Source organism: Sanguibacter sp. 25GB23B1 (genome assembly GCF_040012415.1).
GTDB lineage: Bacteria > Actinomycetota > Actinomycetes > Actinomycetales > Cellulomonadaceae > Sanguibacter.
This window is the reverse complement of sequence record NZ_JBDYKL010000003.1, coordinates 184,160-196,643: the sequence shown is the minus strand read 5'-3', so window position 1 is coordinate 196,643 and position 12,484 is coordinate 184,160. Positions and strand designations below refer to the sequence as shown.

General features: G+C 70.0%; 15 protein-coding genes. 6 read left to right on the top strand and 9 right to left on the bottom strand.

Annotation, left to right across the window (positions count from 1 at the left end; all coding sequences use genetic code 11):
• Positions 1 to 152 precede the first annotated feature (152 nt).
• The 3 genes from ABKW26_RS03490 to ABKW26_RS03480 all read right to left on the bottom strand — a co-directional run bounded on the left by ABKW26_RS03490 (position 153) and on the right by ABKW26_RS03480 (position 2,780).
• Entirely contained in the window at positions 153 to 689 is a 537-nt protein-coding gene (locus tag ABKW26_RS03490; RefSeq protein WP_348591044.1) for a DUF305 domain-containing protein, read from the bottom strand.
• 228 nt (positions 690 to 917) lie between these two features.
• Complete coding sequence (locus ABKW26_RS03485; protein WP_348591043.1) at positions 918 to 2,126, bottom strand: cation:proton antiporter; 1,209 nt, start codon at positions 2,124 to 2,126, stop codon at positions 918 to 920.
• Positions 2,127 to 2,285: 159 nt separating this feature from the next.
• Entirely contained in the window at positions 2,286 to 2,780 is a 495-nt protein-coding gene (locus ABKW26_RS03480; protein WP_348591042.1) for a GNAT family N-acetyltransferase, read from the bottom strand.
• A 57-nt stretch (positions 2,781 to 2,837) separates the two neighbouring features.
• On the opposite strand from ABKW26_RS03480, the gene ABKW26_RS03475 reads away from it, so the two are divergent.
• Positions 2,838 to 3,722, top strand: a complete 885-nt coding sequence (locus ABKW26_RS03475) for an alpha/beta fold hydrolase (RefSeq protein ID WP_348591041.1) — start codon at positions 2,838 to 2,840, stop codon at positions 3,720 to 3,722.
• Between the two features lie 19 nt (positions 3,723 to 3,741).
• Here the strand turns inward: ABKW26_RS03475 and ABKW26_RS03470 are convergent, their stop codons facing one another.
• The 5 genes from ABKW26_RS03470 to ABKW26_RS03450 all read right to left on the bottom strand — a co-directional run bounded on the left by ABKW26_RS03470 (position 3,742) and on the right by ABKW26_RS03450 (position 6,430).
• Positions 3,742 to 4,569: an alpha/beta fold hydrolase gene (locus ABKW26_RS03470; protein WP_348591040.1), complete on the bottom strand. Its 828-nt coding sequence runs from the start codon at positions 4,567 to 4,569 to the stop codon at positions 3,742 to 3,744.
• A 76-nt stretch (positions 4,570 to 4,645) separates the two neighbouring features.
• Positions 4,646 to 5,113, bottom strand: a complete 468-nt coding sequence (locus tag ABKW26_RS03465; protein WP_348591039.1) for a hypothetical protein — start codon at positions 5,111 to 5,113, stop codon at positions 4,646 to 4,648.
• Complete coding sequence (locus ABKW26_RS03460; RefSeq protein ID WP_348591038.1) at positions 5,113 to 5,493, bottom strand: hypothetical protein; 381 nt, start codon at positions 5,491 to 5,493, stop codon at positions 5,113 to 5,115. Before ABKW26_RS03460 ends, ABKW26_RS03465 begins: the two co-directional genes overlap by 1 nt.
• Positions 5,494 to 5,540: 47 nt before the next feature.
• Entirely contained in the window at positions 5,541 to 5,771 is a 231-nt protein-coding gene (locus ABKW26_RS03455) for a hypothetical protein (RefSeq protein ID WP_348591037.1), read from the bottom strand.
• Positions 5,771 to 6,430, bottom strand: coding sequence for a hypothetical protein (locus ABKW26_RS03450; protein ID WP_348591036.1), 660 nt, complete (start codon positions 6,428 to 6,430; stop codon positions 5,771 to 5,773). The genes ABKW26_RS03455 and ABKW26_RS03450 overlap by 1 nt, the downstream gene beginning before the upstream one ends.
• 346 nt (positions 6,431 to 6,776) lie before the next feature.
• Here ABKW26_RS03450 and ABKW26_RS03445 point away from each other — a divergent pair, with 346 nt between their 5' ends.
• Together ABKW26_RS03445 and ABKW26_RS03440 are read left to right on the top strand one after the other, a co-directional pair.
• Entirely contained in the window at positions 6,777 to 7,988 is a 1,212-nt protein-coding gene (locus ABKW26_RS03445) for a hypothetical protein (protein WP_348591035.1), read from the top strand.
• A gap of 449 nt (positions 7,989 to 8,437) precedes the next feature.
• Positions 8,438 to 8,779 (top strand): CPBP family intramembrane glutamic endopeptidase, encoded by a 342-nt coding sequence (locus ABKW26_RS03440; protein ID WP_348591034.1) that lies wholly within the window; start codon positions 8,438 to 8,440, stop codon positions 8,777 to 8,779.
• Here ABKW26_RS03440 and bla read toward each other — a convergent pair.
• Positions 8,769 to 9,728 carry a class A beta-lactamase gene (gene bla / locus ABKW26_RS03435; RefSeq protein WP_348591033.1) on the bottom strand — a complete coding sequence of 320 codons (960 nt, stop codon included), beginning with the start codon at positions 9,726 to 9,728 and terminating at the stop codon, positions 8,769 to 8,771. The genes ABKW26_RS03440 and bla overlap by 11 nt on opposite strands.
• A gap of 117 nt (positions 9,729 to 9,845) precedes the next feature.
• Between bla and ABKW26_RS03430 the strand changes: the two genes are divergently transcribed.
• The 3 genes from ABKW26_RS03430 to ABKW26_RS03420 all read left to right on the top strand — a co-directional run bounded on the left by ABKW26_RS03430 (position 9,846) and on the right by ABKW26_RS03420 (position 12,469).
• Positions 9,846 to 10,934, top strand: a complete 1,089-nt coding sequence (locus ABKW26_RS03430; protein WP_348591032.1) for an alkene reductase — start codon at positions 9,846 to 9,848, stop codon at positions 10,932 to 10,934.
• Positions 10,935 to 11,030: 96 nt separating this feature from the next.
• Complete coding sequence (locus tag ABKW26_RS03425; RefSeq protein WP_348591031.1) at positions 11,031 to 11,867, top strand: aldo/keto reductase; 837 nt, start codon at positions 11,031 to 11,033, stop codon at positions 11,865 to 11,867.
• A 2-nt stretch (positions 11,868 to 11,869) separates the two neighbouring features.
• Positions 11,870 to 12,469 (top strand): DUF4334 domain-containing protein, encoded by a 600-nt coding sequence (locus tag ABKW26_RS03420; protein WP_348591030.1) that lies wholly within the window; start codon positions 11,870 to 11,872, stop codon positions 12,467 to 12,469.
• The last annotated feature ends 15 nt before the right edge of the window (positions 12,470 to 12,484 follow it).

Here is a 12,484-nt window from a genome sequence, read left to right as displayed (position 1 = left end):
CGACCTCCGGGGTCGGCGAGGTGGCCCTCGTCACCACCTGCCTGGCGTACGCGGCGCTCCCCGCACTCGTCACGCTGCGCCGCTACCGGCGGCTCTCTTCCACTCCGTGGGCCGGACGGCGCCGGGCCGCGCCCACGGCGCGGCCGAGCGCGTCAGCCCGTGGCGCAGTCTCGATCGGCAGACGCCTCGAACGTCGGGACGGGGCGCGCTTCGGCCTCCTCGGGCGTCGTGGCCAGACCGTTGCGGTCGATGTCCTCGATCAGCCAGTCCATCTCGTCGATCTCGCGCCGCTGGGCTTCGCTGATCGAGGCGGCGAGCTCGCACACGCGCACGTCGGCGATCTCGGCCCGCTCGGAGCGCGTGATCGCCAGCGAGTGGTGAGGGATCATCGCGCTCATCCAGCTCGAGTCCTGCACCGTCGTCTGGCTACGGTCGAGGAACACCCCGCCCGCGAGCAGCACGACGCCCGCGGTCACGATGGCGATGTTGGCCTTGGCGCTCTTGTACATGTTGAGCATCCAGCCGAGCATCACGAGAGCCATCGCCCCACCCATGGTCAGTGCCATGAACACCCGGCTCTGGCTGAAGCGCACGTGGCTCCACTCCCAGGAGCCCACGAACATCACGAAGTACATGACGACCATCCCCGTGAGGATCATCGCCGCGAAACGGAGATACATACCTCTCATCTGGTGCGACTTCTCGTCGCTACGCTGGCCGTCTGTCTCCCGCTCGTCATGCATGGTCATCGGACCGCTCCCTTCGCCGTCGCGTCGCCCGTTCCCGCTGACGCACGGCCTGCTGGTCCGACCGACGGAGCCGTCGTGGTCATCGGTCCCGGCGGCGGCGGGTGAGGCGCACACTGTGCAGAGACATCTCCACGGTAGGCACGGACGACGCGACACGCACCGCGACGGTCACTCGTCGTGAGAGGCCCGTGAGTAGGCGTGGCGTCCTGGGGCGGCTGTCACGCCGAACGCGACGACGCTCGTCGCGATCGCGAGCGTGCCGGCTGCGAAGAATCGGGAGTCGTGGATCCCCTGGTCGAGGCTGTGGGCCACGTAGAAGATCGCACTCACCCCGATCGGGCCGAACCAGCCCGCGAAGGCAGCGTCGCGCCGGCTCAGACCGAGAGGCCGGCGCAGCGCGAGCACGACCGGCAGCCGGCGCAGCAGCAGGACGGCGGCGACGAACGCTACGGCCGGCAGCCCGAGCGCGCCCCACTCCTGCCACGGCAGGACGGCGCCGAGCACGACGAAGAGCGGGATGACGGCGAACCGGTTGATCGCCTCGTCCACGTGGTCCTGGACACCACGCTCACCCGAGCCGATGGCGCGGTTGTAGGCGAGGCCGGCGACGAACACGGCAAAGACCCCGTCGGTGTGCGCAACCCGTGCCACTCCGAGCGCGGCGACCGCGAGCAGCAGAGTGAGCACCAGATCGGGCCCGGAGTCGAGGTCGTCGTGCCGGGTGGCCCACCGCACCCCCAGACCGGTCAGGGCACCGACCGCCACGCCGACCAGCGCTCCACCGACGACCTCCCAGACGATCCTGCCCGTGACCCCGAGCGCGCTGGTCCCGGGCACGGCCACGGTGAGGGCGATCGCGACCAGCGGTAGCGCCAGCCCGTCGTTCGCACCGCTCTCCGTGGTGAGCAGCTTGCGCAACCTCGACGGGAGGTCGCGCTCGGCGGGACCTCCCGTCACGACCGACGCGGCGAGCACCGGGTCCGTCGGGCACAGGCACGCGCCGACCACGGCGGCCAGCGCGAGGGGGAGTCCGAGCAGAAGAGCCGCCGCTCCCGACAGCAGGGCCGTCGCCGGCATGACCACGCCCAGGAGCAGGAGGACGGGAGCGATCAGGCTGCGGAGCTCGGTCGACGGGTATCGCAGCGCCGCGGCCATCACCGACCAGGACAGGAGCAGCCTCGAACCCTCGAGCAGCAGGACGTCGCGCGTCGCGGGCTCGAGCGCGACGAGCCCGAGCACGGCGGGTCCGACGAGCACGCCGAGGACCAGCCCGACGAGCGGCTCGCTCAGCGGCAGCTCACGCAACCGGCGGCTGGTGAGAGCCAGCACGACCGCGACCGCACCGACGCAGGCGTACATCAGGTGCAGACCGTCCATCCTCACAACCCTCCCAGCGGCGCGCAGCTCCACCCCATGAGAAGCCGTCGACGCCGGCGGTGCAACCAGGACGCACGAAGACGGGGCGAGGGATGCGCCGCGCAGCCTCCGCCGATGCAAGTGCTGGGTGTGGTGGACGTCGAGACCGGCGACCCCGCACTACGTCGCAGGCCTGCCGGGGACGACGGTCGCGCGGTCGGGACGACCGATCAGGCGCCCGAGGCACACGTTCTCGGGGCTGTCGCTGTAGTACCCGAACGCCGGGATGGGCTCGTAGCCGTGCGAGCGGTAGAGGCCGAGGGCGGCGGGGTGCTTCTGGTTGGACTCGAGGATCATCTCCGTCATCCCGGCGTCGACCGCCGAGGCTTCCAGCCATGCGAGGACCTGCCGCGACAGGCCGCGACCGCGCTGCTCGCCGACGACGTACATGCGCTTGAGCTCGGCGCGACCGTCGTCGCACAGCCGCCAGCCGCCCATCGCGACCGGCACGTCGTCCTCGTAGCCGAGCGCGAAGGCGCCGCGGGGCGGGGCGAACTGTCCCGGGTCGGCGGGGGCGAGGTCCGGGGTGCCGTAGATGCCGACGTACTCCGCCTGGAGCCGCCCGACGAGCGCCTGGACGTGCGGGTGGTCGTACGGGCGGCGCTCGATCTGCATGCGCACAGCCTAGTGAGCGATCGATACGATCGAGGGCACCACCGACGGAGGAGCCGCATGCCCAGCGAACGCACCGAGATCCGCTCGCTCCTGGGGATCGGAGCCCCTGACGAGCGCCACCCGAGCGACGTCGTCCGGGGCGAGCGCGAGCGGCACGGCGACGTCGGCATCGAGCGGCTCGTCCTCGCGTCCCCGGACGGCCACGACGTCCCGTGCCTGTTCCTCACGCCGTGGGAGGGGGCGCCGTCGAGCGCGGTCGTCGCCGTCCACCAGCACGGTGACGACTACGTGCACGGCAAGAGCGAGGTGGCGGGCATCGCCGGCGATCCCCAGCTGGCCTACGGCGCGGCTCTCGCGCGGGCGGGCGCGGCGACGATCGTGCCCGACCTCCTCGGCTTCGAGGAGCGTCGGCGGCCGGGCACCGACCCGCGTCGGGCAGAGCAGATGGACGCCTGGTACCGCGTGACGCGCGGCGCCACGCTCCAGGGGCAGCACACGCTGGACGTCGCCCTCGCGACCTCCTGGCTGCTCCAGGAGGTGGGGGTGCCGCGTGCGGGCATCGTCGGTCACTCGCTCGGTGGGCAGGTCGCGCTGTTCGGCCTCGCGTGCGACCCGCGCCTCGCGGCGGGCGTCGTCAGCTGCGGGGTCGGGACGCTCGCGGGGCTGGAGCGCGACGCGATCGCGCACAACCCCGCATGGTTCGTCCCCGGGCTGCAGAGCGCCGGCGACGTCCACCTGCTGGCACGGGCCCTCGACGGTCAGCGGGCCCGCGTCCTCGCGGGCCGGGACGACGCCCTCTTCCCGGTCGCCGACGTCGAGGCAGTCGCCGGTCCGTTCGCCCCGGGAGTCTGCGAGCTCGTGGTCTTCGACGGCGGCCACACCTTCCTCGACCCCCTCCGGGCCGAGAGCCTCGCCTGGCTGCTGGAGACGTTGCGGGCTTGATCCGGAAGGCGATGCACGGTCACGGACCGGCGAGGATCTCCTGCGCGAGCCGCTCCGGCGCCACCTCGGGGATCCAGTGCCCCTCGTCGAGCTCGACGAAGCGGTACGGCGCCGAGACGTAGCGTCGCGTCAGCTCGGCGGCGCGCCGGCCCAACGCCTCGTCGTGACGGCCCCACACGTACGTGGTGGGGACCCGGACAGCCGGGTCGTTCGCGGGCATCGGGGAGCCGCCGGGCAGCCATGCCCCGCGGTACCAGTCCAGCGCGGCGGTCAGCGCGCCGGGCTCCGACATCGTCTCGGCATACCGGCTCGCGAGCGCGGGTGGGACCCCGCCTGCTCTCACGAGGCCCGCCACCCGGCCTTCGAGGAACCGCTCGGGAAGCACGGGCAGCTGGAAGAACGCCATGTACCAGGACTTGAGGACCTGGGTGGACGTCACCATCGCGGTCCGCAAGGCCGAGGGGTGCGGGGTCGAGACGGCTGTCAGACGGGTGAGCCGCTGCGGAGCGACGAGCGCGAGGTGCCAGGCGACCGCGCCGCCCCAGTCGTGGCCGACCACGTGGAACCGGTCGGCGCCGGCCGCGTCGGCCACGGCGAGCGCGTCGCGGACGAGCTCGGCGATGCGGAACGCGCCGCGGCCCTGGGGGCGGGCGCCGGGCGAGTAGCCGCGCTGGTCCGGGGCGAGCGTGCGGAACCCGGCCGCATGGAGGTGCGGCACCACACCGTCCCAGCTCGTGCGGTTCGCCGGGAAGCCGTGGAGGAGCAGGACGACCGGACCGTCCAGCGGGCCGGCGTCGGTGACGTCGAACGTGAGACCCGCGCGGGTGACGTGCGTGATGCGGTTCATCCGTTCGATGCTGGCACAGGGGTCGGCAGGCGGCGAGCCGGACAACCGTCCACCGAAGGAGGAGGCCCGAGGTTCCTCATTCTGGCCGACGCGGCGCGACCGCTCCGTTCCCTAGCGTCGGAGCATGACCACCACCGCACGCCCCGCGTCCGTGACCCGAGCCGACGCTCCCCGCCGCCCCGTGCGGTGGGGAGCGGTGGCCCTCTTCGTCCTCCTCTCCTTCGGCATCGCGTGGCTCATCAGCCTCCCGCTGTGGCTCGGCGACGGGCTGGAGAGCTCCCTCGCGATGCCTGTCGCCGCCGTCGTCCTCGGGACCCGCACGGCAGCCCCAGCCGCGTACCTCGGCCTGACGGGAGGCGTCGGATGGCGCAGGACGAAGCCGACCGCGCAGCGTGTTGCCGGAGATCACGGGCACCAGCACGCGGTCGTCGTTGGGGGTGGTGACGAGCTCGCGGCGCAGCAGCGTCGTGGTGCCGCGGGTTTCCTCACCGTGGGCGATGGAGGACAGCGCGGTGATGGTTCCCGTCCAGGTGATGGTGCGCATCAGACGCCAGCTACCGCTTCGACGGGGACGGCGCGCGCGGAGCGCACGGCGTCGGCCACGATGCGTGTTCGCAGGAGCAGGGCTTCGGTCTCGTACCTCAGGACCTCGAGCACGGGCAGCGCTTCGGCGCGCAGCAGCTCCTCGAGCTCGGCCCTCTCGTCCGTGGTGCGGGGTGTCGATCCCACGTCGCCGGCGACGTCACGCCACCACCGCCGCAGCGTGCCCGCACGGTAGGTCGCGATGATGATGCGGTCGGGCAGGAGGCTGCTCCAGTACGTCTTGCGGTACTGCGTGACCCATCCCCCGGACCAGTCGATGCCGTAGTGCACCAGGAGCAGCAGTCGCTCGGCCGTGCCTGCAGGTCCCTCGAGCGCCGGCATGTGATCCCCCACGGCTGCCAGCCATCTCGAGGTCGGAGTCAGGTCGCTCACAAGGACACCGCATAGGTCGGGAGCGCCATGAACGCTGGCGCCCGCAGCAGGCATCGCGGGCACTGCACGTCTGCGACGTTGGTGTCCGCTGGCCCGTCGACGACCTGGCCGCACAGCGTTGCCGGGGGCAGCTCGTCGGGCCCAGTGCGCGGCAGTGCTGGGCTGGTGGCAACGAGATGCGTGATCGGGGTGCCGGTCGCGGTGACGGTACGGAACGGGGTGGTCATCAGGACTCCTTCGAGATCGAGGCGGAAGTGGTCAGGTGCAGCGCCAGAACAAGCCACGGGTTCGCAGGCGCGCGCCAGGGACTCAGCTGCTCCCAGGTGTAGAGGACGAGGGCCCACACGGACGTGTCCAGCTGAGAGAGGACCTGGTAGGGCGGCGCCGGCTCGCCGATCATGCGAGACCCGAATCCGAGCCGTCGCAGCCGCACGACGAGCCCCAACAACTGCGCATCGCGGTCGGTCCACGGCAGGTGTGCGTCGTCGACGCTGACGCGGCCCCAGGCCGCGCTCGGCAGGATGTGCTTGCGCCCAGGGCGAAGCGGGACGACAACAGCGCTGCCCGCTTCGAGCGCGCCCTCAGCGAGCAGCTCGCGAACCGCGGCTCGGGTGAGCTCACGCATGCTGGCGGGGTCCCGGGAGATCAGGTGCGGGACAGCGCGCAGGGCCTTGTTGGAGTAGCCCCAGGAGCAGGCCGCGCACAACCCACGACCGCCAGGATGGAACCAGCCCTCAAAGCAGGTGAAGACCTTCGAGAGCACCTCACGCACCGGAGTGAGATTTCCATCGGTGGCGCACCGGGCACACCGGCCCACGTTGCCTACGTGGGCGGTATCGCGGTCGGGAGCGCCGGCGGACTTCCACGCCGCGTTCAGAACGTTCATCAGGACCCTGCCCACCTTCCTGTCGTGGCTCTCGCCTACTCCAGGAAGGTGCACAACATCCCGAGTGGTGACACCTCTCGTGAAGATCCGTCGACGCCTCCCTCCGGCACGACGGCGCGCCGAGCGCGGCTCACAGCTCGGGTGAGCGATCAGCAACTGCCATTGAGCGGAGGTAGTTCAGGCACCTCCGCCACCCATCGCCGATAATGCTTCGAACTCAATTGATCCCAGGATTGTGAAACCTTTGAACTAACCTGCGCTTCCACGGCAAGTCCTGCGGCGCTACGATGCTGCTCATCGAGGTGAGATCATCTCCTCGCACAAGAAAGGGGGCACCATGAGAAGAGTGTTAGCCATCAGCCTTATTTCGACCCTGAGCATCACCGCGCCAGCCTTTACTGGCAAGAGTCAGGCGAGCGACGCCGTGGACGACCCATATCTCTCCACGTCTGAAGCGTCAACGCTTTCATCCGGAGAGACCCAACCAGCATATGTGGAACTTCCGTACGCGATCGACGTCGCCTCAGCAGAAAAGGTCGCGACTGACGCATCCGTCGCCGTGATGGGCTTCGTGTTTTCACAGGACACGATATATGGCGAGTTCTTCCCGACCGACGACTACACGTTTGACGAATTTTCCCATGATTTCGAAAACCAGTACGGTACCCAGGCTGAGATCACTTCGGTCATCACCCTAGGTCCGTCTGCCGCCTCAAACTCAAAGGGACTCAACCGCTTGGCAGATTCCACATCGACCGACGAGGTGATCGATGCGGTGGAGAAGGCGCCAAAGTTTGACGCACCTCCAATCACCCGCCAGGGACCGTTTGACGAGCAAATAGCGTCTGCCCAGGCGGCTATGGCATCCGCCCCGGAAACTGACAGCATCGCGGCACGGGTGAACGGCGGAACCGACTGGCCCGGCACCTACGTTGACATCTACGCTATGAGCGACTTTGATTCCGAATCAGAGATGATCGGGACCTGGACGGCATGGTCCTCAGGCCTTGGCAGCTCCCCGCGAAACCTTCCTGAGGATTGGGGCCTGGAGTTCAACGCGTACACCTACGACGGTGCGGCCATCGGAACGCGCCCAGCCTGCCTCTCCGGTCTGGGGTTCTGGCAGGGCAGCGACGTCGAACAATGGTCGATCAATCTACTCAGCGGTGGCACGCAGTCAGCAACGCAACCATATCTCGACAGTGCGACAGCTCTCGACTCGTGCACGAGGCAGGACACCACCGTAGGACTTGGAGCGCCAAGAAACATTGGCATGGCCTCAGACGGATCGTCGCAGGTCGCGACATTGATTCAGACGTCAGCGGGAGCTCCGATTAGCAGCCCTGCAGGGTTCTACTGGCAGGCCGTGTCACACGATTGCCCCGGGGGCGCGGCATCCTGGTGCATGGGCTTGAATACCGCTCGCGACCTTCCGCTGCCAGATTCGAGACAAAGTCGCGTCGTGTTCTCCTATGAGGATGGGCGCAGATTCCCGGCGTGCTACCGATGGGCCAGGTGGATTCCGTTCAATAGTATCAACTGCGCCACGGGCGAGTAGTTCAGCGAGCGGGGAGGAGCCCTCTAGCCCTCCCCGCTCCTAACTCGCCTGACCATGCGGATTATCACGACGGCCATAATCAACAAACCACCGTAGAAAACAACTGCGGCGAACGGGTCGAAGTAGGTTGTCATCTCACCCTCGCCTATCCCCGGCCACGAACATTCCCAGCGCAGTGGGAAGTAGCGGAGATTCTGGACGTATTCTGGGTCAACCTGTGTCCGCGCCGTTGGGTGCATCGCCTCAACGACGCATACAGCGTCGTGACGAGAAATTGCGTATAGCCCGAGCAAAGTTGCAAAGACCCCCCCGAGTAAGCTTGTGCATAAACCTAACCACCTGTTCAAAATTCCCCCCACATCGTCTCTCTTCTCGTCCCAACACCTTGGAGCGGAACCGCTCCAACACTCACTGCTCTGAGCATAGGTTGATGCACTCGGGCATCGGACATGGCATGCGCGCGTGTCCTCGGCTACAACTACGGCTCGACCGACCCGCTCGTGCTGATCCCCATGGTCGTCACCACCATCCTCATGGGAGTCCTCATCGGGTGGCTGCGGATGCGCACCGACTCGATCTACCCCGGTGCGCTCGCCCACGGTGCCCTCAACGCCTCCACCTCCGTGCTGCCCCTCGGCATCGTCGTCGGGGGAGCGGTCGACCTCTCCGGGACCGTCCTCGGGTGGGGCGGATGGCTCGTGGTGCTGGTCGTCATCGCCGTGCTCGTCGCGTCGAGGTCGTTCCGCTGGGCACGCGCCCCGCGTGCGCTCGGCCCGGCGGTCACGCGGTGACGAACGCCTGGGTCGCGACCTCGGCCGCACGCGCGACGAGCGCGTCGTCGTGAGCGGCGTCGGCCGTGGACCGGGACGTGAGGATCGACAGCGTGAAGGCCTCGCCCTGCGGCGGCCGCAGCACCGCGATGTCGTTGCGCGTGCCGTACCCGCCGGAACCGGTCTTGTCGCCGACGACCCAGCTCGGGCGCACCGCCGCCCTGATGAGCGCGTCTCCGGTCGTGTTCCCGACGAGCCACCCGTCGAGGACCGTCCGCTCCGGCTCGGGCAGGACGTCGCCGAGCACGAGGCGGTGGAGCGTGCTCCCGAGCGCTCGCGGGGTGCTCGTGTCGCGCTCGTCGCCGGGGACGGCCGTGTTGAGCTCGGTCTCCGTGCGGTCGCTGCGCGTCACGTCGTCGCCGATCTCCCGGAGCCAGGCCGTGAACCCGGCCGGGCCACCGAGCTCGGCGAGCATGAGGTTGGCCGCGGTGTTGTCGCTGTACCGGACGGCCGCGTCGCAGAGCTCGCTCAGGCTGAGCCCGGCACCCACGTGCTGCTCGGTCACCGGGGAGTGCGAGACGAGGTCTGCCGCCGTGAACGGCACGACGACGTCGAGCCCGGCGACCGAATGTCGGTGCAGGAGCGCCCCGGCGGCCAGCGCCTTGATCGTCGAGCAGAACGCGAAGCGCTCGTCGGCCCGGTGCTCGAGCGTGCGGCCCGACGCGCTCGTCGCGAAGAGGCCGACCCGGGCGTCGTACTCGACCTCGAGGGCGTTGATCTCTGCGGTGATCGACGCAGGTGCGGGGACGACCTCCTCGGAACCGGCGGGCGGGGCCTCGGTCTCGACGGTCACCGTGCCGCCCGACGGTGCGGGCCGAGCGGCCTCGCCCGCGCACGCTGCCAGGGGCACGAGCGCGCCGAGCGCGAGGAAGGACCGGCGGGTGAGGCGGGAGGCCTGGGACGAGGTCACGCACCCAGTCTGCCGTGGGGTGCGTCACAGAGCGGAATACCCTCCCGTGGCACGGGTTGACGCAAGAGGCTCCGCGCAGAACAAGGGGCCGCGTCCCCGACCACGAACGGAACACCTGTGACCGACCTCTTCACGCCCACCTCCCTCGGATCCCTCACCTTGAGCAACCGCGTCGTCATGGCGCCGCTCACGCGCATGCGCTCCGGCTCCGAGGGTGTGCCGGGCGACATCGTCGTCGAGCACTACGCGCAGCGCGCGTCGGTGGGCCTCATCGTCAGCGAGGGGACGTACCCGTCGCACGAGGGCCAGGGCTTCGTCGGGCAGCCGGGTCTCGTCACTGCGGAGCAGCTCGCGGGCTGGCGCCGCGTCACGGATGCCGTGCACGCAGCGGGCGGCCAGATCGTCGCGCAGGTCATGCACGCAGGCCGCGTGAGCCACTCGGACATCAACGGCGGTCGCCCCGTCGTGGGCCCGAGCGCCATCGCGATCGACGGCGAGACCCACACGCCGCAGGGCAAGGTCGCCTACCCCGTGCCGCACGCGCTGACGACCGACGAGGTCCGCGACATCGTCACGACCTTCGTCACCGCCTCGCGGAACGCGATCGACGCGGGCTTCGACGGCGTCGAGCTGCACTCCGCCAACGGCTACCTCCTCCACGAGTTCCTCGCACCGACGTCGAACCAGCGCGACGACCTCTACGGCGGCTCGCCCGAGAACCGTGCGCGCCTCGTCATCGAGGTCGCCCAGGCCGTCGCCGCCGAGATCGGCGCCGACCGCGTGGGCATCCGCGTCTCGCCCTCGCACAACATCCAGGGCGTCCTCGAGACCGACGAGGCCGACCGCGACGCCGTGTACGGCACGCTCGTCGACGCGCTCGCACCCCTCGGCCTCGCGTACCTCAGCGTCCTGCACGCCGAGCCCACCGGTGAGTTCGTCCAGGGCCTGCGCGCCCGCTTCGGCGGACCCTTCGTCGTGAACTCCGGCTTCGGCGCGATCACCACGCGCGAGGAGGCGCACGAGATCATCGCCGACAACCACGGCGACGCCGTGGCCGTCGGACGCCTCGTCATCGCCAACCCGGACCTCGTGCGCCGGTGGCGCGAGGACCGCGAGCTCAACGAGCTCGACCCGGCCACGATCTACGCGGCGGGCGCCAAGGGCTACACCGACTACCCGATGCTCGACGCGGTCCCGGCTCTCTGAGCTGTTCGGAAACTCTCCCGCCGCCCAGCACGCCCCCGCCGCCCAGCACGCCCCCGCCGCCCGGCGCGGCGGCGGGAGCGTGCCTAGCATCGAGGGATGACCGTCCCCACGTACCTCCTGCACGACAGCACCTCCCTCCCCGCGATCGGCTTCGGCACCGCGATGCTCAACGGTCCGGGCGGCGTCGACGCGATCGTCAGCGCGCTCGGCGAGGGCTACCGCCTCCTCGACACCGCGTTCAACTATGAGAACGAGGGGGCGGTCGGCGAGGCCGTCCGGCGGTCGTCCGTGCCGCGCGAGGACATCGTCGTCTCCACGAAGCTCGCCGGCCGCCACCACGCGCACGACACCGCGGTCGACGCCGTCCACGAGTCCCTCTACCGGACAGGTCTCGACTACCTCGACCTCGTCCTCGTCCACTGGCCGAACCCGAGCAAGGACCTCTACGTCGAGGCGTGGGAGTCGCTCGTCGAGCTGCAGCTGCTCGGCGTGGTGCGGTCGATCGGGGTGAGCAACTTCCTCCCCGAGCACCTCGACCGGCTCGTGGACGAGACGGGCGTGACGCCCGTGGTCAACCAGATCGAGCTGCACCCGTACTTCCCGCAGGCCGAGCAGCGCGCAGCCGACGCGCGGCTCGACGTGCGGACCGAGTCCTGGAGCCCTCTCGGCCGCGCCAGCGACGTGCTCGACGAGCCCGTGATCCGCGAGATCGCCGACGCCCACGGCAGGACCGTGCCGCAGGTGATCCTCCGCTGGCACGTCCAGCTCGGGTCGATCCCGCTGCCGAAGGCCACGAGCCCGGAACGCCAGCGGGAGAACATCTCCATCTTCGATTTCGCGCTCAGCGACGACGAGATGGGGCGCATCACCGCGCTCGGCCGGCCCGACGGCCGCAACAACGACCAGGACCCCGCCGTCTACGAGGGGTTCTGACCGTGCCACCCGGCGGGCTCGAACGGACCGGTGCAGCCGAACCGGCGGGTGCCCCTGAGCGCCTGCGCCTTCTCGAGGCCGGGACGACGGCCGCCGTCGCCCTGGACTTCTTCGACACCCTCCCTGCTGTCGACCCGTCGGCGCTCGTCGGGCTGGGCACGGCCGGATCCTGGCGCGGGTCGGAGATCCCGACGAGACACCCGCTCGACGGCGTGCTCGAACGCCTCGGCTGGCACGGCAAGCGGTTCGACACCGAGGAGGACGTCCACCCGCTCGTCTTCCGGGGTCGCGACGACCGCCTCGTGTGCGTCGACCCGCGCTTCCTCCCGCTCGGCCTCGCGCTGCGGGTCGCGCGCCTCCTGCGGACCGCGCCCGCGGCCCGGGCGTTCGCGCTCGTGCGCCCCGCCCTCGCGACGACTCGGCCGCAGGCCCGGCTCCGCGCTGTCGAGTACCGCGGGACGGTGTCGGCCGCGATGGTCTACGACCGTCAGCCCATCATCGACGCGTTCCGCCGCGTGGACGAGCACACCGTCCTCGGCGTCATGGACCTGCGCGGGATGCGTATGCCCTACGTGTTCGTCCTGCGGCGCGAGGCCGGGTGAAGCCGCACTCGTGCC